Here is a 20,875-nt window from a genome sequence, read left to right as displayed (position 1 = left end):
ATAAAATCTTGCTGAAGATCGTTTCCTCAACATAATTTAGTAACTAAGCCTGGGTTTCTATATGGTTTCTAAGGTAAACACTGCTTTGTTCGTTCCGATAATCTTACGATTGTCGTTAATCATGTCCGTTGGCGTGAGTTGATACATACGGTCAATCGTCTCTTGGTTACTATAACCAATCTGTTCAAGGATGGATGCCGTAATGAGGGGCCACTCATCCTCAGAACCATCCATCACTTTAAGCGCGACAACCTAGCTGTTCTTTTTTCAATCCAAAGCAGTACACACCTTTAGCTCCGCCCTTAGCGACAATATTGGGATCCATAAGTAAGCTGGAGCAGATTCGATCTGAACCGGCGATCATCTCGTAATGCTCGTTCATAAGAGCGGTAATTCGGATGACGGCGGCTCGAATTTCTAGATCTTCAATCACCTCTGGACAGGCCAGCTTCATGAAGGCAGTTGCTAAATGCTTAAGAGGAATAGCGAACACCGGAAAACCGCAACCATCTGTACCTATGTGGATGTGTTCTCTTGGACATTCAGATAAGTAAGCGAGCGTGTCCACGATCTCGATCTGAGCAGGATGTTCAGGTTCAAAGTAGCCTTCGGTCGGATATCCCATTGTTTTACACAAAGCAAGAATACCAAGATGTTTTCCAGAACAATTATGATAAATCGAACGTTTAGGCTTCTGTGCTCTAAGCATGGCTTCTGAAGCAGGTACACTTAAGGGATAAGTGGGATGACAGACAAGTGCTTCCTCTCCCACTCCAATTTTGGTCAGCATGGATTCCAATGCTTCAACATGGAAGGTCTCCGCACGATGGGACCCGATCATAATAGCCGTTTCTTTATCAGATAGGCCAAACCTTCTATCCGCGCCATGCTTAATGACAGGAATAGCTTGAAACGGTTTTCCGGATGACCTTAAATATGTTAATGATTCTACATCCCCGACTGCATACTTAACTGCACCCGAGATGGAGACTCCGCAAATATGCCCGCTATGCACGCATTCCAACGCACCTCCACGATACTCTTCAACTAATGTTTTATCCATTTTGTCTTCCCCTCTTTTGCGTTTAATTTCATAGTTTACTGTTGTTGCGAGGCTAATTATTCCAATGATGTTATTAAATATTGAATAAAAACAATGAAATAAACAAATTTACAGAAATAATTGATTAATAGTATGATATTTATCTTTTATTTATTCCAGTGATGTTAATAATTAAATATTAACAACTCACCCAATCTATTGTCAAACATTTTTTATTTTTTTGTTATGTTAACTAACAGGTAGCGCTTTCGTAGTGAAGTTTTACAGAATATGACACAATTAAAAAATCAACTCATGTTAACTAAGTTAACTCTAGTATTAATAAGAGTAGACCTAGTTTGTAATATTGATTTAAATCAACTAGGATTCTTGCTATATTAGAAGTAGAAATCCGGCGTAACCTTTTGCCGCCGTTTCAATTTACTTCGAAGAGGATGAGAACATGCGGTGGATTCCCTTTATTGCTTCCCTACCTATCATTTTCCTGCTAGGGGCTGAATCCTCTTCAGAAACCCGTAGTCCAGATATAGAATTGCTGCAATTCCGATCGCAAATGCAAATTAGTTCAAACATTGAACCTATTAACGCCTCTCTTCAGGGTGCAGACCAATTTGAGGTCGCTTGGCGATTGCAGGACTCTTCTCCTCAAAAGCTGTTTATTGCTAATGACAGCTCGGCCTATTACCAGTCCGATGGTCAGTGGAAATCTGTCCTTCCAAGCGGAGAACGGCTGCCGTTTAAGCAAAGCGCTAAGCTCCCGGAGGCATGGGTACCACAGATTTCGCTAAATTTGAAAGCAACCGAGCGCAGCCTGACCCTGCTCGAAGATCAAAAAGCACTCTGGACCTACTCACTTCCTGAGACAAGCCAAATTCGTCCAAGTACCCTTCAATACGATGCGGCTGAGCATATCTATTTTCAAGATAACAGCGGCAGTTGGTATTCGCTTGACCGGAACGGGAAAGAGCGCTACAAGCTGCTTCTGCAAGCTCAGGACAATCAGCTTGTATGTAAGGCTGCACCCTCAGGAGACGCTTTCTGCACATCACCAAGCCTCGGCGTTCTTGCCGTACGCGAAAAAACAAACGCCCCTCGCCTCATCATAGATGGCAAGGAGCGCTTTTTCCCACAACGTCCAGAAATTATTAACGATCACACATTCGTTCCGCTTCGTTCTATCTTCGAGGCTATGAATACAAAGGTAGTCTGGAATCAGGAGACTCAAACGGTAACAGCCGTAAAAGGAAGTCGGACCATCAGCCTGACTCTGGATAGCGAGAAGGCACTGTTAAACGGCAAGAAGATTCAACTTGATGCTCCACCGGTCCTCTATCAAGGAAGCATGTACGTACCGCTACGCTTCGTTGGAGAAGCGCTAGGCGCGACCGTGATATGGGAGAATGCGACTCGAACCATCCAGATTATCAGCTAGACACACATGCGAGTCTGAGGCCATATATAGTTATTGTGCATAGTCTCCAGTATAGTTAATAAGAGACACATCCTACACCCCTTCAATTCTAGACAACTCATTCACAAAAGCCGTATTATCATCCCGCAGACGCATCTCTAGCGTCAATTCCGTGAAATTTTTACGGACCGTTTTCGATTTCACCTGATAGTTCATTTGTCTTAACCTTGTACGCAGCTCTCCTATGGATTCGTCTGTATGACGAATAATCAATAGGTAGGGCTGTTCTCTTATTTTGCACCTGGACAGGAATAGAAGAGCTGCCCCCACAGCGACAGACCCTAGCAGTGAAACCGGGTAGAGCTTCGCCCCAGTCGCAATACCAACCGAAATCGCCCAGAACATGTAGACAATATCCAGCGGATCTTTCACCGCCGTTCGGAATCGTACAGATGCGCTGCCAATATCTGTATTGTAACGTCATTCCCTGTCTGATAATATTTCAAAGATAGATCATGGAGGAGGTATATCTCATGCATTTCCGTCTTCATCGTGTGCTCATTACTATAAGCCTTATTCTGGGGATATTTTGCGTATTCGGCTACCGGAAACTTATGGCAACTGAAGTAATAAACCGAGTATCTTACTTTCCCGCGGAAACGAATCAAGTTCTGAATAACCCTTTTATGGGGTTTGTCATAGATGCAAGATATAATGAAGCCAAGCAACCCTTTCGGCTTGCTTATGCAAATTTGACATGGGCTGACCTGGAACCAGAAAAAGGGAAGTATGCATTTGATGCAATTGAAAAAAAGTTTAAATTTGCATTATGGAAGGACAAGGGAGTATCCCTTATTCTCAGAGTGGTTCTCGATTATCCGAGTCATACACCGCATAAAGATATTCCGGACTGGCTATATAAAGAAATCGGCGAAAAGGGGGTTCAGTACGATTCTGACTACGGGAAGGGATTTAGTCCCGACTATAATGATCTTGTTCTGATCAAAAATCACGAGCGCCTGATCCAAGCATTAGGTAATCGATACAATAATGATCCCCAAATTGCCTTTATCGAGCTAGGCAGCGTAGGACACTGGGGCGAGTGGCATACCAACAATGAAGGAAACTCACCAATCGAATTTCCTAAAGAAGAAGTTACTGATCAATATGTTGAGCATTATTTGCAAAATTTCAAACAAAAACGTTTGATGATGAGAAGACCTCATGAAATTGCATTGAACAACGGGCTTGGTTTATTTAATGACACTTTCGGCTCACATAGCTCAACGATAGACGAATTCCTGAAATGGTATACCTACGGCTATAAGTCTTGGCTTACTCAAAATAATCAGCCGGCCATGCCGGACTTCTGGAAATCGGCGCCCAGCGGCGGAGAGTTTGCGTCTGGTGGAAACTACTTCAATGACGCTCATATTGAGGAAACCCTGTTACAGTCGAAGCTGACTCATGTAAGCTGGCTCGGTCCCAGCGCTCCTTCTCAAGAGCCACCCGGCGGCAGCCTTCAGTCGAATATTGACCGATTTTTGAAAACCATTGGTTATCGGTTTGTTATTGCAAAGGAGTCTCACGAAAAGGAAATTCATGCGGGAAACTCGCTGCATATCAAACTTACCATGATCAACAGAGGGGTAGCCCCCTTTTACTTTGCTTGGCCCTTGGAGCTATCACTAACTGATGAACAGGGAGCCATCGTCTCCCAAATGCGATCAGCAATAGATATTCGCGAATGGCTTCCAGGAGAAAAAGAGGTATCAGGCACATTGCCAATTCCTACGAACCTTGCGCCTGGAAACTATAAGGTCAACGCTGCGATCCTCAACCCGCAAACTGGCAAACCGGAAGTGGACTTCGCTAACGACGGCAGGAGAAGTGACGGCCGTTATTCGCTTGGAACAGTCAGGGTACTTGATTAATTGCATTCATAGAAAATAATCGGCAAACTGTATCGGATTCTGTTTGCAAAGGATTTCATAAATGCGCATAAAATGGCTACGCTGCCCCTGAACGAGAGTGGTTGCAAGGTAATGTCGGGTTTGAACGTCCCCATGCGGTGCTATCTTGCGCGCTCAGGATTCGCGCGCGTTGGATGCAAAGCAAGGTTCGCCGCCCAAGACGTGTTTGTTTGAACATTCGCAGTTGATTTAGCACTACATTTTTGTAGAATTTTTAAAAAAAAGGAAACAGCCTCACCCAAGGTAATAACCTAGGCAAGGCTGCTCTATTCATCCTCATATTCCCAGATGATATGAGGATCAAATAATGTAATGAATTGCCACGCCGTAGCAGCAACTGATGGCCAAGCATGAAACTCATACGGTTCTGGTGCATACCCCTCATTCGTATATACCAAACCGCCGTTTGGATCAGCGTCCTGCAAGGTAAACATCGATTGTAGAAGATTATCCGTATTTACACTTTCTCTCATGAAGAGATTGATGACTCCCCATGTTCCTTCCGTCCAAACGATAGAAGGTGCACCAGGATAAGATTCATCATCTAAATAAGGTTTATACCCTGAAATTGAAGAAGATGTCTGATATGTCATGTTGAACCGATTCCGATCATCACTGAGCACCATTTCTCCATCATCCACTTTAAATTTTGCAAGATATTTTATTGCCGATAACTGGAGATCTTTTCTCCCGATGGAACCAAGAAAGATACCTCCCCAAGAGTTCGTATCCAAAGCCCCTGCGGGATCGTTGATCCCCTGATTAAACCGTTGTTCGTCCGCGTTCCAATGATATTTTAACAAAGCCTCTTCTATTTCTTTAGCTGCGGTTATATAACGTGAATCTCCTGTCAAAGTACCAAGTTTCCTCATAAAAAAGTAACTATCGATGTTATGTTCCGTGGAATACCACTTCACTTCCGGACCGCCGCGAATACTGCCGGTCTTCTTATCTTGTAGTGAGAGTAAGTATTCAGCTATGTGTACTGCAAATTGTCGATACTTTGGATCCTCAAGCCTTTGTTCATACACCAACGTTGAATAACCGACCCATGCCAAGGAACCGCTTCTGATCATTGGGCCAGTCTCACCCACATATGTATCGTAAGACATGTTTAGCGAACCATCCGGCTTTTGCAATTGCTGAAGTGTATTCAATATGGTTGAGGCCCGCTTCCGATCATCTCCCAAAGTAAATGCAATGACAGCCAAGGCATCGTCATAAATCCAACTACGCCTGTGTATTCCGAAAGTATACATGGGATCTTTCATGGGTACATCATAGGATCTGACCAGCGGAAATGCCGGATTATCGGTAGTTCCTACCACTTATCCATCATGAACTCGAACCACTTTGGCTACTTTCTGTCCTTTCCTGACTGGAGGAAAAAATCCGGATAGATCGATACCGAGAAATTCGACAGAATCCCGAGTGGAAAAAGTCCCATCCGCATAAATCGGTACTTTCGTTTGAAGATATGGAATATCAGTAACCGAATAAATCCAAACCTCATACTCTTTTATTTTCTTTTTGGAGGCTGATTTTGTGTAGGAAATGATTTGCTGGTCACCTTGCATCAATGCAATAATAGGCTCTCCGCGAAACGTGACGGTGCCGCTCGTTTCCCAGGTTCCATTCTCTTTTAAAGTGGCAGCGGCTATCTTATACCCCCTGTCTGTTTTGTCGAAAATAGCAATGGAGTAGCTGTTGATCTGACCAGACGATAGTCCTCCCCATTGACCCTTGACCGTTCCTTTATATCCCCGTTTGTATGTTTCGGATGTCGAAACGTAGGGATCCATTTCTTCTGTATAAGGAAGAGTATTTATAGCTACCGTCCCAAAAACATTCCCGACATAATCGTCAAGATAGGTTTGGTTAAATGCTACCTCAGTTGGCTGAGCTTCAGTGTCAAACTGTTTCTTTAACCAATTTAGCGCCTGTTGCTTGGCTGCAGATTCCCTGTCTCCAATAATCGCCGCCTTGCCTTTCACTATTTGAGTTGGGAGAGACGGAAGCATGATCATGAAACATCCAATAAGAAGCATGATCTTGAATGCCAATTGCTTCAACCATTCTCCCTCCCTGCTCATTCAGATACTTGATTCAAAACTAATGGTTTATAGAGATTCTCCCAAAAAGGTCTTTCATAATATAGTACGATTTCTTTAATCTCTCATGATATTGCGGGATATCCCAGTCTGCCCATTGATAACGATACATATCGGAGGAACTGATCTTACTATCGCTTACTTGTGGATATGTATAGACAGATGCTCCACTTCCAAGACTTTCTTTTTGTTGCGTCCTATCTTGTTTATAGGTAACTACCGCCATCTTGATTTCTTTTATAATTTCCGAAGCACCTAGTCCTTTACCCCAGATGTCCCCGATAGTCTCGTGTTTGCTTGGGTCTCTAAAATTAAGCAATTGCCATGGAATTCGTAATTCTAACACATGATCCTTGGCATTCAGAGACACATCCGTTAACGAATTAAAGTTCGGATGATTCGGATTTCCATCCCCTGAACGTAATAACCCAGTTTCATAGCTTTCCAACGGCAATACAATGGACTTCCCGTTTACATTGGGGATCGTCAGCGGTTTGTTTAAGACCAGCTGCATGGTATGGAAAATGCCATTACCCTTATTCTTGGGATAGTCCAGCTTAGGCATCATACCTAGCGTATGCCCATAGGTAAAATAATTCGTATCATAGTAGCTGTCTACCCAAATTCTTGAAGTTTTATCCCCCTTCAGATCAATCACGAAATCTATACCCTCTTCCATCGTGAGATCTGAATCTCCCGGAACACGGTGCTGCCCTTGGTTTGGAATTGTACTGAGCAGCAGCATCGTATTTATTTGTGACCAATCTAACGGCTGTTCAGTTCTATTGAAATCCAAACGGAAATAAACATATCCTTCGTCGCTTGTGACATAAAATTTCTTTAGGGACGCTTGCCCATCGACTTGATTATTAGTTGAACTAGCGGAAGAGCCATTTAATTGGATCGGATTTATTTTCTTGGAGTCCCAGTCGCTAGTCTCACCATCCACATAAATCGACTTATCAACTGGACCCGGTTCAAAACTTAGCAGTCCAAAATGCTGCTCTCCGGTTTGCATATTAGACCAGAATGGACGACGGTCGCTATTATCCAGTTCTTGCGTATTCCATGTTCGCTTAAACCATTCATTCTGCCAACTGAAGAGCAATCCACCGGCCAAACCTTCGTGATTTATATCCTCAAAAAGTCTCGCATCGATATTTCCTTGTTCCGTTTCATCAAGATTCCCCTGATTCCAACCGGCTACATTTCGGTGGGCCATCCCCCGGGAAGAGGGTACTCCAAATTCTGCGATTAAAACAGGTATTTGGTGATTTTGTTTCAGATCGTTTAAATAACCGGAATAATTATTCTTCTCACCGCGAAAATCGATGTAATTGGTATATTTAGGCTCATAATTGAGAAAATCAGGATAATAAGGATAAACGTGATAGGAAGCGAAATATCCCCCTTTATAGCTTGGATTTTCTTTAATGAGATTCGGGTTTATGACAGCCATATCTTCCGTTTCACTAGGTTCCGTGGGGTGTTGCATCAGATCGGTTGTTACCCAATTGGTGAAGCTGATTGGTCTTTGCCACTGATAACGATCCGATTCATACACGGCGATTGATTCCATTTTATCCGCGAGCCAGATCTCAAAAGGTTGTGCGTTTTCTGTCCGAAAAAATCGTCCGTTATAATTCTCCATTCCCTTATGCTTGTTGTTGGTAGAGTCCACTACTGTCGGGTCCCACTCAACACCCAAGATCCAGCCTACGACATAAGGGGAGACATCGGCTTTGTATGCACCGGCGGCATGCCCCGCCCGTTCAGGCAGATTGATTTGTCCATGAATGACATCCACTATATTCTGCATGTCTTTCTTAAAGTCATCCGCTGTATTTCCGATAAATACATCCTTCGACGCAACCATATCCTCTTCATCGACCCATATGCCATGAAACAAATAAATGGGCTGGTTCGCTTTCGAATTGTACTCTAGCAAAGCCTCGTAAAATGCTGGTGGATGCAAGGTGTAAATCCTTATGGAATTTACATTCATATCCCCCATTTGTTTGAACCATCGCAAGTAATCAGCCTTGGCAATCCCCATTTCCCCAGGGAATAATCCCGGTTTGGTAGCCCCTAAATTCACACCTTTAATCATCATATCCTGCCACTCGCCATTATGGTTAATCTGTATGTAGGAACCCCCGACTTTAGCGGGAACTTTAACTCCATCTATGGTTACTGGTGTTATCGTCGATACTGGCTGAACTGATGTTTCAGGTGCTATTGGTCCTGCATATTTATCTCCTCGCAGCACAATATAAGCAAGAACCCCCAGAACAAGAACCAACATAATGACTACCAGTGCATTTTTTCCTTTAAACAACCCCATACCTAAACTTTCCCCTACTTTCTTTTCTCTTTCGATCGTTCAACAAGTCCAGATACCTATGATGAAACGCCCTTTCGCTTCATTTCGCCCCAACCCTGTTTTTTTCCCATTATCGCTGACATGAGTGCTTTTACCCGCCAATATGTCATAATCGGCCGATACCAAAACGCCTCCGACAAAGCAAAGAAAAATAAGCAATTGAGTTCGGATACCCGCTTATGTTTTCCTAGCCTCCATTCCTCAAGAAGCACGGAGCCCATGGACAGGAAAGACCCGTACATAACCATGAACAGAAGTAAAGCCAACGAATATTGAATATTGACTTCCCCCAAGATCCAACCGATAAATACGACAAGATAACCTATCATTTCAATGAGAGGACCAAATAATTCCACGAAAAGGAAATACGGAATAGCAATTAATCCGATCCTCCCATACTTTGGATTCAGAGCCATTTTTCGATGAGCCCACAAGCTTTCGAATAACCCCCGGTGCCACCTTACCCGCTGGTTCCTCAATATTTTTATTTCCTCAGGCACTTCGGTATAACACACTGGATCCGCGACGTATTCAATTTTGGCTCCCCATTTATTCTCGATGTTCATTCTGTGAAGACGAATAACAAGCTCCATATCCTCGCCAATTGTTCCCAGCTTATAGCCACCCGCTTGAATGACTCTTGCTGTTTTGAATACCCCGAATGCGCCGGAAATGATGAGAAGAAGATTATTTTTGCTCAATCCGATTCTCCCCATAAGGAAAGCGCGCATATATTCGATTGTTTGCATAATGACCCAAGGATTCCTGGAAAGCCTCATTTCCTTCATCTGCCCATGAACGATCGTGCTTCCGTTCGCAATCAGCACATTGCCTCCCGCAGCGAGAATTTCCTGTTCGGTATTTTCTATGATCGGCTTCATAATCTTGAGGAAAGAATCCGGTTCCAATATGGTATCTCCGTCAATAGAAGCAAAATACGGATATTTAGAAAGATTAATGCCCGCGTTCAATGCATCCGATTTTCCACCATTTGCTTTGTCAACAAGCAATAATTGAGGATAAATTTCCGACTTATAGACCGCTTTGATCGGTTTGGTTTCGATTCCGTTGCGTTTTTGAAATACTTTATCTTTCAAGGGTACCATTTTAAACCGTTCAATCATTTTTTGCATAGTTTGGTCCTTAGATCCATCATTGACCACGATGACCTCATATTCGGGATAGTCCAATCGTCCGCTTCCTGTGACTAGTGATAGTACAGTACCGATAATTCCAATCTCTTCATTGTAAGCCGAAACCAGAACTGATAAGGGAGGAGTGAACGCAGATTTTTTGACTTTCTTATAAGGCTCTACATTATGAAGGCCACGTTCTCGCTTTAACCGATTGAAAGCTAGAAAGAAAAGGATAAAATAAAAAAAACAAACGAATACAAGATAAAAAAAGATTACTTGATTCACGATCCGGAAGAGAAAAACAGCAAGATCCCAATAATTATTCATAATCCATGCTCCTCTCTAACCATTCCTTAGCAATGTTTCTGGCATAACTGTCAGGGTGTCTCGTGTTAATAGAGTGAAGGATATCCCTTCCATTCTTGTATTTTCGAATGGATTTGGCAGCCTCTGATCTTATGACATAACTTCTATCGCTGATGAACAGCTCTAGGTACTGCAAAAAACGTTCTGTTTTTATATTTCCCATGAGCCTGACATACATCAGTTTTTCCCCCGTGTACTGCGGGCTCTGCCATTCTTCCATTTGGGACTGCTCATCAATAATCTGCGTAATTACGTCAGGAGAGCTAATATAACCAAGGCTCGCAATTGTTTTGGTTGCCCGCACCCTCTTCTCCTGATCGGTTGCATTTAACAAGCTTTCCAGCAATTCTTGAAGTTTCAACGAGCGGAAATTTTTATCTCTAAATACGTCTAACATACTTAACTGCCATTCATAAGGGAGATCATAGAAAATATCTACATAGCTCTCAAAATTATCTGTAGTAATAACCAGGCTAATCATCTCGTTTAACAGAAAAGGAGGAAGCCCCTTCGATTCCTTAAACAGGTCCTGAAGATGGATGTATCCGAAATCGGCCAAAAGGAGATAAATCTGATATCTCTCTTCCGATGAACACTTCTTGCTCTCTAACAGCTTCAATAAATCGTCCTGCATCCTATCAATCTTTAAAAGATCGATAAAATACAGCGTATTCATTCGGGTACTCCATTTGGAATGAAAAAGCCTTTTTCTGTACCACGGAACAAAATATTCCTCGACAAACGGTTTTACCGGATTAAAACTAGGCTCGATTTTGAAATTACTCAGAAAATCGCCGAAAAAGTCTTCAAGGGCTTCAAACTGATAAAGTTCAATTGGGCGACACCGACGGCTTATTAAGGAATAATTCCTCTTCCCAGCGACAAAGTATCCTTGAAGCTCGTTCATGATCTGTTCCAGCCATGCCTTTTTCCGTTTCTGAAACAGGTTGGTCCTTATTTTTCTCAAAACCAAATATATATAAACAAAGCATAGCAGCAGAAAGAAAACGACCGTGAGTGCTATGACAGTGAAGAGATTAATCATCGCGTCCCCCGGATTAATCGTCTTATTCGGGCGCGCAGCTCTTTAATGCTGAATGGCTTGACCATATAATCATTGGCGCCTCTTTGAATCGCCATTGAGATTTCCTCTTCGGAATCCCTGCTGGTTAACATCATGCACAAATACCTGCGTCGGTCGTATTGCGTCCGGATCTTCTGCAGAACCTCCAAACCATCCATCTTAGGCATGATTCTGTCAATAATGAGAAGAAATCGTTCATTCTGGCGATGCCAAGGGTCGTTGAAAAATTCCTCTCCGTCCGGATACGCTCTAATCTCTACCTCAAAATCTTGATCCGCGATATCCTCTAATTGATGCTTCAACATTTCACGAATTAACCTGTCGTCATCAATAATTCCGACTTTCAGCTTCCTCAATGTGATGGAGGTGAAAGTCGCCGTTCCGTCCATAACCCACGCTTTCCTGTCGGCAACAGCCTGATCCTTCGGAAAAGTCATAAGTGTTAAACATTGTTCAATGGTCTGTAAGGGATCCATAAAGTCCAACACCCTAGCCGAGAAGGTACCGCTGATCTCTCCTGCTGTTGTCTGGAAACGGAGCTGAGCAAATCTTTCGATCAACCGGTGCATTAATTTCATAGCGTCTTCTTTGACGGTTTTCGGAAGAACGAGAACAAATCCTTCTCTATGAAATCGATATAAGGAATCCGCAGGTCGGATGCTTTTTTGGATAAATTTCCCTAGTTCCTTCACCAACTGATGTCCTATAGCATAGCCATATGTTTCCTGAACGATAGGGAGATCATCCACCTGTACATAGACCATTGCGAACGGCTCATGGGAGCGTTTCAAATCATTAAGTTGATGCTCGACTTCTTGTTGAAGATTATTGTAATTTTTTATTCCGGTCATCGGATCAATAAGAATCTGATCTAAGATTCGGTTTCGTTTCCTCAAGTTTCTGATCACCCTTGTGACTAATTCAACGGGATCAACGCAGGAACCTATAACATCATCTGCCAAGGCCATACATGCGTAACGTAGCTTCAAATCTTCCTTATCCAAAGATATCAGGATCGGAACATGGTTATCTTGACACAGTTGAACGAATCCATTTAATACATGAACGCCATCATCTGCTATTAGGCTTGCGTTAATAATGACATAATCAGGGTATAACTGATAGAAGAGTTCCGCGGCTTTCGGCTGGTTATCCGATTCGAAAATAACCATCCCGTTTTCTTTCTCCAGATGTTCTTTGTAAAAGGAAAGAAATTCTGGGTCATCATTAAGAACTAGTAAAAGAGGCTGGTTTTCAAATGTTGAATGACTACGGTCTTTTGCTTCATAATTTAGGTTGACATCATTCATGTTTCATTGACTCCTTGACTGGCTCATAATTTTCTCCTAAATACGAAGTACTGTACGATAAATTTATGCCTTTAAATTAAATTTGGAAAGCGGTAAATTTCTCCGACGCTACTACTCGTTCACAGTCAACCCGAACGTAGTCCTTTAGAACTAGTATAACCTATAGAAATGTCGAAAAATAGTGAATTTTGCGTAAGTCTCGCAAAAAAATGACGTTAAAGAAATTTGCTGTGCTGCAAGTTCCTTCCACCAGTATGATTCGATTTTCATAAAAAAAAGCCTTCGGCTCAGGGAATCCATCCCTTTTGCCGAAGGCTTTTCTTTCTTTAACCCAGCACCACGCGGTCATCCGACAACTTGTTACCGCTGATGTGCTCGAACTCACCGAGCAGCTGCTCCACGGTGAGGACCTTCTTCCGTTCCTCGCTCACATCAAGGATGATGCGGCCTTTATCCATCATGATCAGGCGGTTGCCGAGACGAATCGCCTGCTCCATGTTGTGCGTGACCATCAAGGTGGTCAGCTTCATTTCGCGCACGATGTCCTCGGTCAATCGTGTGATGAGCTCCGCGCGCGAAGGATCCAGCGCGGCGGTGTGCTCATCAAGCAGCAGAATCTGCGGCTTGGTGAACGTCGCCATCAGCAAGCTGAGGGCTTGGCGCTCTCCGCCGGAGAGCAGGCCCACCTTCGCGCGCAGACGGCCCTCCAGGCCGATGCCGAGGCGCTGCAGCTGTTCCAGGAACAGCGCGCGCTTGCGCGTGGTGACGCCGAAGCTTAGCCCGCGCTTCTTGCCGCGGGCATACGCCATGGCGAGATTCTCCTCGATGGTCATTCGAGGAGCGGTCCCCGCCATGGGGTCTTGAAAGACGCGGCCGATCCAGCGGCTGCGTTCGTATTCCGGCAGGTGGTGGATCACCTCGCCGTCAATGCGCACTTCGCCGGCATCCGGCGTCATGACGCCAGAGATGATGTTCATCAGCGTCGATTTACCGGCGCCGTTACTGCCAATGACCGTGACGAAGTCACCGGGCTTGAGGGTCAGGTTAATACCGATTAGCGCGATTTTCTCATCCGCTGAACCGGGGTTAAATAACTTAGAAACGTTCGAGAGCTGAAGCATTAACGATCGCCTCCCTTGTTCATTTTCACAGCAAGGGCGATAAGTTCAGCTGAGCGCCGTTTAGCTGTTGCTTTTTGCTTAATGGCTCGTTGCACGGAAGGTAGAACGAGCGCGATAATAACGATAATAGCGGTGATTAACTTCAAGTCTGATGCTTTTAGCCATTCGACTCGCAGTGCCAATGCGACAACGATACGGTACACGATGGAACCTAGTACAGCAGCCAGTGTCGCTTGAAAAACCGTACGAGCGCCAAAAATCGCTTCCCCAATAATAACGGAAGCCAGTCCAATGACGATCATCCCGATCCCCATCGAGATGTCGGCAAAGCCCGACTGCTGCGCGATGAGAGCTCCAGATAACGCCACTAATCCGTTCGATAAGCTAAGGCCTAGAATCGTGGTATTGTCCGTATTTGCGCCGAAGCTGCGGATCATTCGCGCATTGTCGCCCGTTGCTCGCAGAGCAAGTCCCAGATCCGTATGCAGGAACGCATCCAGCAGCAATTTGAATACGATGACAATAATGAGCACAACGGCAATCGGCGACATCGAGGTGAACAACGTATCCACCCCAAGAAGCGAGATGTTAGGTTTGCCCATAATGCGCATATTGATAGAATACAAGGCAATCATCATGAGAATGCCTGATAAAAGCCCATTAATTTTACCCTTCGTATGGAGCAGTCCTGTACAAGCTCCAGCCACAAGCCCGCCTGCAAAAGCAGCCAAACAAGCTAGCAGCGGCGAATAGCCATGAGCAATCATGATAGCTGCAATAGCGCCGCCTGTTGTAAAACTCCCGTCCACCGTAAGATCAGGGAAATCGAGAATGCGAAACGTGATATAAACACCAAGCGCCATCAGGGCATAGAGAAGACCTAGCTCGACGGCACCATTCATTGAATCCATCATGTGAATAACCTCCTACTTTGAAAAAAAGGGGTGAACGAAAGCGACGTTCACCCCTTTTGTGTCTTAATCCTTACTGAATGATGTTTTTCTCTTTATCTTTTACTGCATTTTTCATAGCGTCTGTTACATCAATGCCTTGAGCTTTTGCTGCCTTCAGGTTTAAGATCAGATCCATTTTTTCAGGAACAGTTACTTTCATATCTGCTGGTTTTTTGCCATTCTTGAGAATGTCGACAGCCATTTGGCCAACTTGGTAGCCATGATCATAGTATTTGAAGCCAACTGTTGCAAAAGCACCTTTTTCCACCGTATCACGGTCACTGGAGAAGAACGGAATGTGTTTTTCGTTTGCAATTTGAATGATACCATCCACACCGCTAACGACCGTGTTATCAAGGGTAATCAAGAAAGCATCTGCGCGGCCAACGAGGGATTGTGCAGCTTGTTTTACTTCAGATGTATTAGTAACCGGCGCTTTAATGAGCTTAATACCATGTTTCGTTAAGGTTTGCTCTGCATTTTTGGCCATGATAACAGCGTTAGGCTCCCCTTCGTTAATAACAAGACCAACTGTTTTCACTTTAGGCATGTTCGCAGCAACGAAATCCATCAATTGCGCAACAGCCATTGGGTTCGTGTCCGAAGCTCCGGAAACATTACCGCCCGGCTTGTCCACATTGTTAACAATTTTGGCTGCAAGCGGGTCAGTAACAGCTGCGAAAAGAATTGGAGATTTCTTCACTTGCTGTACAAGAGCTTGTGCGGATGGTGTTGCGATACCAAGCACCAAATCGTAGTCAGCGGAAGCAATTTTTTGAGCAATGGATAAGTTATTCGGTTGATCGCCTTGCGCATTGTTGAAATCGACTTTCAAGTTGGTACCTTCTACGATACCGCCCTCTTTAAGTGCTGCTAGGAAACCTTGACGTGTTGCATCCAGAGATGGATGTTCCACAATTTGGGAAATTGCTACTTTATAAGACTTTTGCGCGGCTGCCGTAGCTGCCGGAGTTGCTGTAGCCGCAGCACTTGCTGCCGGAGCCGGAGCTGCCTTCTGCCCACAACCTGCTACGACCATAAGAGCTGCTGATAAAACGAATGATACGAGTGCTTTCTTCTTCAACATAATTACCCCTCTCTAAGTTCCCATTTATCGCTTGGACTCATTGCTCACTCACCACTTTAACGCTTTTGCGGGACAAAGTTTGAGGATATGAAATACCCAAGGCTCCATATTAATTAACCATAGTTTAAAGGGCTCTTGGGTTTCCGTCAATTGTTTTATCCGTATTTATATGTTTTCTGTAAAGATCTGGAGAAGATTGCTCAGGACTGCTGATGAACATAAAAATCACGAAGCAATTCATCCATCACCCGATTCGTTCGCGCTGCAGTCCGACCGGTACTAGGACTTGTACCAATACCACGCAGCTCGTCAACCACCGATTGAATAAGAGGCTGTTGAACATGATCCGGATACGGAATAGCATACTCCTCGATCTGACCATCTGCCATCACCAAGCGAATATCATCGCTAAACGTCGAAAATGCAATTTTACCAAGATTCCCAGTAATTTCAGTTACGTCGCTGCGCTTGAAAGCATTGAAACTCCAAATCCCAGTACCCATAACACCAGACTCAAATGCATAGGTCGTTGTCACGATATCTTCAACTTGATACTGCCCCGACTGATTTCTGGCAAAACCTTTCACTTCGCCGATTGGGCCAAGTAAATAATCAAGAACATCCAGCGTATGACTCGCCAAATCAACGAATAAACCGCCTCCGGAAAGCTCCGGCCGTATCCGCCACGGCTGCTCCTGTCCATCATCTTCCCTCATGGTTTGGAGAAAAGTCGTCTGCACAAATCGAACCTCACCAAGGATACCGCTGTCAATCAATCTCTTGATCTCAACAAATTTCGGCAAGCCTCTGCGATAATAGGCCACGAATAAAGGTACCTTTGCTTCTTCGCAAGCAGCTATCATTTCCAAACATTCCGCATGATTCCTTGCCATCGGCTTTTCTACATAAACAGGCTTCCCCGCCCGTGCTGCCAGCAGCGCATATTCTCGATGAAAACCTGGTGGTGTCGCCACATAGATCGCATTGACATCCGGATCGTTGACCAGCGCTTCCGCATCATCGTACCAAGCAGCAACTCCGTGCCTTTTGGCGTAATCCTCAGCTAGCGCTCCATCTCTTCGCATTACAGCGACAAGCTCCGAGCCCTCCGCCTTTTGTAAAGCAGGACCGCTCTTGACCTCAGTCACATCCCCACAACCAATAATGCCCCATCGCACCTTATCCATCTTTCTTCCAGACCTCCCAACAGGTCACAGTGATACAAGATTTTATCATACATATTCGACACGAGATCGCCTCCTCCTTGTGACCTTTTCTTATAAAATGCAGCTGACAACATCATTGGTCCAATCGATTTATTATAAATTGGCACTTCTTCTAAGCCATTTGAATGGCTATAATTTATTAAAACCAATTAGGCAGGTGAATATATATGTACATTCCATCACACTTCGAAATAAATGATGACTTAATTACTTACGATATTATCGAGCAAAATAGCTTTGCTACACTGATTTCTCTTCATCAAGGCGGTCCATTCGCAACTCACCTCCCCTTATCATTGGATAAGAATAGAGAATACTTATTTGGACATTTTGCACGCCCTAATCCGCAATGGAAAGATATCGAAAAGCAGGAAGTCTTAGCGATTTTTCATGGTCCGCATTGCTATATCTCTCCCTCTTGGTATGAGACACCCACTACAGTTCCCACTTGGAATTATGCAGCTGTTCATGTATATGGCCAGGTTGAGCTTGTAGACGATGTAAAAGAAGTGATGAGCTCGTTAACTGATTTGGTTTTAAAATATGAAGAACCGGGCAGTTCCTATCAATTAGACCAAGTAGATGCTAGTTACTTAGCAGGTCTGAGTAAAGGTATACAAGGATTTAGAATCAGAATTACTCGCATCGAAGGTAAGGCAAAATTGAGTCAAAACCAGCCAGCAGAACGACAAGAGCTTGTTATAAAACGATTAGAAACAATGGCTGGTGAAGATGAACGTAAAATTGCCTCTCTTATGAGAGATAATCTTAGAGCTTGAACCTCTCTCCTTAAAGTGAACCGGTGAATTTAATAAGGACTCCTTACTCACAGTGTATTGATGTTGTAGGAAGTGCAGCAATTGCTACCTATATCCTGCTTCTCTCGCTTCAATGTTGTAAAATCTACAACAATCGGGATCCCATATAGGCATATTTGCCACAAATGGATCAGAATTGTTGTACAAACTGCAACAACAGCTTGCAAAATAGCCATTGAGGGTGGGAATAGCATTAAAAAAAGCGTTTCAAACCCCGAAGTTAAGGGCTTGAAACGCTTTTCGCCTACTACCAGCTTTCCTATTTTAGGAATGAACCTCGGTAGATGACACGGATGCCAACTGCGAGTGATCTAAAGACGTCTGCACTTGCAGCTGCAGCTGCTGCGTAGCAAACTCGCGGTACATCTCATGGGACTCCAGCAACTGCTTGTGTGTCCCACTGCCCGTCACGACGCCTTTGTCCAGAAAGATAATTTGGTCGGCATCTACTACCGTCGATAAGCGATGCGCAATCACCAGCGTAGTGCGTCCTTGCATCAAATTTTGCAGCGCTTGCTGTACAACGACCTCCGATTTACTGTCCAGACTCGATGTCGCTTCGTCCAGCATCAATATCTTCGGATCCCGCAGCAGGGCTCGCGCAATGGCGATCCGCTGCCGTTGTCCACCTGACAGCTTGATGCCGCGTTCACCGACCTCGGTCTCATACTTCTGCGGAAGGTCCTCGATAAAGTCATCGGCATATGCCATCTGTGAAGCCCGCTTCAGCTCCTCCAGCGTCACTTCATGCTGCAAACCGTAACAGATATTGTCCCGAATCGTGCCTGCAATCAGCGGGCTCTCCTGCGAAACATAGCCAATCTGACTCCTCCAAGAGATGAGCGAGAATTGATCAATTCGGTCAGCCCCCAACGCGACTGAACCTTTTTGCGGCGTATAAAATCTTTCCAAAAGAGAGAACATCGTCGTCTTACCGCTCCCGCTCGGTCCTACAATTGCCGTTACTTTGCCTGCTTCCATGGTGAAGCTGACATTTTTCAGAACAGACTCCCCTTCTTTGTAGCTGAAAGATACCTGATCGAAGTGAATCGACTGCGAAGCATTCGTGACGTGTACTCCAGCATGCGGATTCTCTTCTTCGTAGTCGAGTACCTTGAGGATCGTATCGGTCGCCCCCATCGCCTTCTGTACCTGATTGAAAAACTGTGTAATTTGCGTAATCGGCGCTACAATTTGGAACAAATAGAGCATGAAGGCAACGAGCTGACCAGCTGAAATAGCCCCGGAGGCAACCTGCATGCCGCCATACCCGAAAAGCACGACAAACAGCATTAGCATGACAAAGGTGACCAGCGGTGCCATTAATGCTTGAATTCGGCCCTCTTTAAGCCCGAATTTGAAAAGCCTTTGAATCCCTGCAGCACCTTCTTTATACTCAACTGGCTCGGCATTGGCTGCCTTTACTAAGCGCATTTCCGATAGCACTCGATTCAGCACGGAGGTGAAACCAGCTGTCTCGGCTTGCATGCCTTTGGATATTTTGTACATTTGCCGCCCCAGCGGAAAAAGAATGACGAAGGCTATCGGGAATACGCTGAACATGATGAGCGTCATTTTCCAATCCATAAATAGAAGAACGACAATAGATCCAATGATCGAGATGATCCCCGTGACGAAACCCGCCATATGCTCGGCAATGAGTCCCTTAATGACCGCCGTATCATTCGTCATCCGAGAGATGGTATCTCCCGTCTGATGGCTATCATAGTAGCTAATCGGCAGCACGAGCAGCTTCTTCCACAAACGATCCCGAATGCCTGCCACAACGCGCTGTCCCGCAAAGTTCAGTAAGTACACCGAAATCCCGGCAGCTACAGCCGATGCAACAAAAGCGATGGCCATACCGCTAATTTGTGCCCAATTCAGGGAACTAATCGAGAAGCTATCGACGACATTCTTCGTAAACAGCGGGATCACCAATCCCACCAATGTTGAAATAATGCTTAACCCTAATGCTATGCTTAATACGAGCTTAGGCGGGTTAGCTTGTGCGAGCAACCGAGCGAATCCGCGCCAGTTGCTCTTAACCTTAGGCTCTTCTTTCCTTGTAGTTGCCATCTATCTCTACTCCTTTACCGATTGGATGTTCATCCGTCTCTCTGGTATGATTCCTTACCTAGGTATCATACACTTCTATTTTAAACGGAATATAAACAAGATCCCATCGGCCCTCAGGCGGAGAAGCAGCCTCCTATTTCTTTGCGCTCTCGCGATAGTAAGCTACTGTTTCGGTAAGTGCTGTACACAGCGGCGTCGGATCGAGGTCTGACATATTTTCGCCGTCTGCCCAACGGTGTACCCCTGCCTATTTGGCATCGTTTTCATGGGATGATTACGATTCAGTTGCTATCTGCCAGATCACACCGAAAGGATCTTCCAGACGACCGAACACCGTCCCCCAGAACATGCGTTCGAAAGGCATTTTCACAACGCCACCCACAGATAGTCCATCAAATATACGGCGCGCTTCTTCTTCGCTCTTAAATTCCAGCGTCAAATCAAGTCCTTGGCCTCTATCCACCGTATCCTTACCTGAATCAGCCATGAAGAAACGAAGGCCAATAGCCTGCAGCTCTAGATGCATGACGCGATTCTTGATCGACTCATCCACATCCGGCATATCTGCGAACGTACGTAGGCTAACTATTTCCCCGCCTAGCGCCTTCACGTAAAAGTCAGCTTGTTTTCTTGCATCACTGCTGTAAATGTATGGAGTTAACGTTGCCATGCTGCTTCCCTCCTAATTGGTTATGTACCTAGCTGGTTCCAGTCCGAGTATGTCAGATCTTCTAGTCCTCTTTCAATTTATATA

18 protein-coding genes are annotated in these 20,875 nt (G+C 44.6%); 3 read left to right on the top strand and 15 right to left on the bottom strand.

Annotation, left to right across the window (positions count from 1 at the left end; translation table 11 throughout):
- Positions 1 to 57 precede the first annotated feature (57 nt).
- Both QFZ80_RS34755 and QFZ80_RS34750 read right to left on the bottom strand, forming a co-directional pair.
- On the bottom strand, positions 58 to 237 hold the full coding sequence (locus tag QFZ80_RS34755) for a hypothetical protein (protein WP_373460298.1): 180 nt from the start codon (positions 235 to 237) through the stop codon (positions 58 to 60).
- Position 238: 1 nt separating this feature from the next.
- On the bottom strand, positions 239 to 1,063 hold the full coding sequence (locus QFZ80_RS34750) for an asparaginase (protein ID WP_307563270.1): 825 nt from the start codon (positions 1,061 to 1,063) through the stop codon (positions 239 to 241).
- Between the two features lie 442 nt (positions 1,064 to 1,505).
- On the opposite strand from QFZ80_RS34750, the gene QFZ80_RS34745 reads away from it, so the two are divergent.
- Positions 1,506 to 2,495 (top strand): copper amine oxidase N-terminal domain-containing protein, encoded by a 990-nt coding sequence (locus tag QFZ80_RS34745; protein WP_307563268.1) that lies wholly within the window; start codon positions 1,506 to 1,508, stop codon positions 2,493 to 2,495.
- Between the two features lie 72 nt (positions 2,496 to 2,567).
- Here the strand turns inward: QFZ80_RS34745 and QFZ80_RS34740 are convergent, their stop codons facing one another.
- Entirely contained in the window at positions 2,568 to 2,906 is a 339-nt protein-coding gene (locus tag QFZ80_RS34740) for a hypothetical protein (RefSeq protein ID WP_307550763.1), read from the bottom strand.
- A gap of 101 nt (positions 2,907 to 3,007) precedes the next feature.
- Between QFZ80_RS34740 and QFZ80_RS34735 the strand changes: the two genes are divergently transcribed.
- A complete protein-coding gene (locus QFZ80_RS34735) occupies positions 3,008 to 4,408 on the top strand; it encodes a DUF4832 domain-containing protein (RefSeq protein WP_307550765.1) in 1,401 nt (466 codons plus the stop codon).
- A gap of 305 nt (positions 4,409 to 4,713) precedes the next feature.
- Here QFZ80_RS34735 and QFZ80_RS34730 read toward each other — a convergent pair whose 3' ends face one another.
- The 10 genes from QFZ80_RS34730 to QFZ80_RS34685 all read right to left on the bottom strand — a co-directional run bounded on the left by QFZ80_RS34730 (position 4,714) and on the right by QFZ80_RS34685 (position 17,185).
- The gene (locus QFZ80_RS34730; protein ID WP_307550768.1) at positions 4,714 to 5,718 is read right to left on the bottom strand and encodes a hypothetical protein; all 1,005 of its coding nucleotides are present in this window, start codon (positions 5,716 to 5,718) and stop codon (positions 4,714 to 4,716) included.
- 57 nt (positions 5,719 to 5,775) lie between these two features.
- A complete protein-coding gene (locus tag QFZ80_RS34725; protein WP_307550770.1) occupies positions 5,776 to 6,519 on the bottom strand; it encodes a hypothetical protein in 744 nt (247 codons plus the stop codon).
- Positions 6,520 to 6,559: 40 nt separating this feature from the next.
- On the bottom strand, positions 6,560 to 8,902 hold the full coding sequence (locus QFZ80_RS34720; protein WP_307563266.1) for a hypothetical protein: 2,343 nt from the start codon (positions 8,900 to 8,902) through the stop codon (positions 6,560 to 6,562).
- 56 nt (positions 8,903 to 8,958) lie between these two features.
- A complete protein-coding gene (locus tag QFZ80_RS34715) occupies positions 8,959 to 10,404 on the bottom strand; it encodes a glycosyltransferase family 2 protein (protein ID WP_307563264.1) in 1,446 nt (481 codons plus the stop codon).
- A complete protein-coding gene (locus tag QFZ80_RS34710; protein ID WP_307563263.1) occupies positions 10,397 to 11,119 on the bottom strand; it encodes a HEAT repeat domain-containing protein in 723 nt (240 codons plus the stop codon). Before QFZ80_RS34710 ends, QFZ80_RS34715 begins: the two co-directional genes overlap by 8 nt.
- Positions 11,120 to 11,484: 365 nt before the next feature.
- Entirely contained in the window at positions 11,485 to 12,837 is a 1,353-nt protein-coding gene (locus QFZ80_RS34705) for a response regulator (protein WP_307550777.1), read from the bottom strand.
- A gap of 326 nt (positions 12,838 to 13,163) precedes the next feature.
- Positions 13,164 to 13,958, bottom strand: coding sequence for an ABC transporter ATP-binding protein (locus QFZ80_RS34700; protein WP_307550779.1), 795 nt, complete (start codon positions 13,956 to 13,958; stop codon positions 13,164 to 13,166).
- On the bottom strand, positions 13,958 to 14,872 hold the full coding sequence (locus QFZ80_RS34695; RefSeq protein WP_307550781.1) for an ABC transporter permease: 915 nt from the start codon (positions 14,870 to 14,872) through the stop codon (positions 13,958 to 13,960). The genes QFZ80_RS34700 and QFZ80_RS34695 overlap by 1 nt, the downstream gene beginning before the upstream one ends.
- Positions 14,873 to 14,942: 70 nt before the next feature.
- Complete coding sequence (locus QFZ80_RS34690) at positions 14,943 to 15,998, bottom strand: ABC transporter substrate-binding protein (RefSeq protein ID WP_307563261.1); 1,056 nt, start codon at positions 15,996 to 15,998, stop codon at positions 14,943 to 14,945.
- A gap of 200 nt (positions 15,999 to 16,198) precedes the next feature.
- Positions 16,199 to 17,185 (bottom strand): Gfo/Idh/MocA family protein, encoded by a 987-nt coding sequence (locus QFZ80_RS34685; protein WP_307563259.1) that lies wholly within the window; start codon positions 17,183 to 17,185, stop codon positions 16,199 to 16,201.
- Positions 17,186 to 17,391: 206 nt separating this feature from the next.
- On the opposite strand from QFZ80_RS34685, the gene QFZ80_RS34680 reads away from it, so the two are divergent.
- Positions 17,392 to 18,003 (top strand): FMN-binding negative transcriptional regulator, encoded by a 612-nt coding sequence (locus tag QFZ80_RS34680; RefSeq protein ID WP_307563257.1) that lies wholly within the window; start codon positions 17,392 to 17,394, stop codon positions 18,001 to 18,003.
- 303 nt (positions 18,004 to 18,306) lie between these two features.
- Here the strand turns inward: QFZ80_RS34680 and QFZ80_RS34675 are convergent, their stop codons facing one another.
- Positions 18,307 to 20,121: an ABC transporter ATP-binding protein gene (locus tag QFZ80_RS34675; protein ID WP_307563255.1), complete on the bottom strand. Its 1,815-nt coding sequence runs from the start codon at positions 20,119 to 20,121 to the stop codon at positions 18,307 to 18,309.
- A 274-nt stretch (positions 20,122 to 20,395) separates the two neighbouring features.
- Positions 20,396 to 20,791: a VOC family protein gene (locus QFZ80_RS34670; protein ID WP_307550785.1), complete on the bottom strand. Its 396-nt coding sequence runs from the start codon at positions 20,789 to 20,791 to the stop codon at positions 20,396 to 20,398.
- Between the last annotated feature and the right edge of the window lie 84 nt (positions 20,792 to 20,875).

The organism is Paenibacillus sp. V4I7 (genome assembly GCF_030817275.1).
In the GTDB taxonomy this organism is placed as follows: Bacteria; Bacillota; Bacilli; order Paenibacillales; family NBRC-103111; genus Paenibacillus_E.
This window is presented reverse-complemented; position numbering and strand designations above follow the sequence as displayed.

What these genes read in the sequence shown, in the direction of transcription:
- QFZ80_RS34750 (WP_307563270.1), bottom strand. Translation starts at nt 1,063, where the DNA reads ATGGATAAAACATTAGTTGAAGAGTATCGTGGAGGTGCGTTGGAATGC.
- QFZ80_RS34745 (WP_307563268.1), top strand. Translation starts at nt 1,506, where the DNA reads ATGCGGTGGATTCCCTTTATTGCTTCCCTACCTATCATTTTCCTGCTA.
- QFZ80_RS34735 (WP_307550765.1), top strand. Translation starts at nt 3,008, where the DNA reads ATGCATTTCCGTCTTCATCGTGTGCTCATTACTATAAGCCTTATTCTG.
- QFZ80_RS34730 (WP_307550768.1), bottom strand. Translation starts at nt 5,718, where the DNA reads ATGAAAGATCCCATGTATACTTTCGGAATACACAGGCGTAGTTGGATT.
- QFZ80_RS34720 (WP_307563266.1), bottom strand. Translation starts at nt 8,902, where the DNA reads ATGGGGTTGTTTAAAGGAAAAAATGCACTGGTAGTCATTATGTTGGTT.
- QFZ80_RS34715 (WP_307563264.1), bottom strand. Translation starts at nt 10,404, where the DNA reads ATGAATAATTATTGGGATCTTGCTGTTTTTCTCTTCCGGATCGTGAAT.
- QFZ80_RS34710 (WP_307563263.1), bottom strand. Translation starts at nt 11,119, where the DNA reads ATGAATACGCTGTATTTTATCGATCTTTTAAAGATTGATAGGATGCAG.
- QFZ80_RS34705 (WP_307550777.1), bottom strand. Translation starts at nt 12,837, where the DNA reads ATGAATGATGTCAACCTAAATTATGAAGCAAAAGACCGTAGTCATTCA.
- QFZ80_RS34700 (WP_307550779.1), bottom strand. Translation starts at nt 13,958, where the DNA reads ATGCTTCAGCTCTCGAACGTTTCTAAGTTATTTAACCCCGGTTCAGCG.
- QFZ80_RS34695 (WP_307550781.1), bottom strand. Translation starts at nt 14,872, where the DNA reads ATGATGGATTCAATGAATGGTGCCGTCGAGCTAGGTCTTCTCTATGCC.
- QFZ80_RS34690 (WP_307563261.1), bottom strand. Translation starts at nt 15,998, where the DNA reads ATGTTGAAGAAGAAAGCACTCGTATCATTCGTTTTATCAGCAGCTCTT.
- QFZ80_RS34685 (WP_307563259.1), bottom strand. Translation starts at nt 17,185, where the DNA reads ATGGATAAGGTGCGATGGGGCATTATTGGTTGTGGGGATGTGACTGAG.
- QFZ80_RS34680 (WP_307563257.1), top strand. Translation starts at nt 17,392, where the DNA reads ATGTACATTCCATCACACTTCGAAATAAATGATGACTTAATTACTTAC.
- QFZ80_RS34675 (WP_307563255.1), bottom strand. Translation starts at nt 20,121, where the DNA reads ATGGCAACTACAAGGAAAGAAGAGCCTAAGGTTAAGAGCAACTGGCGC.
- QFZ80_RS34670 (WP_307550785.1), bottom strand. Translation starts at nt 20,791, where the DNA reads ATGGCAACGTTAACTCCATACATTTACAGCAGTGATGCAAGAAAACAA.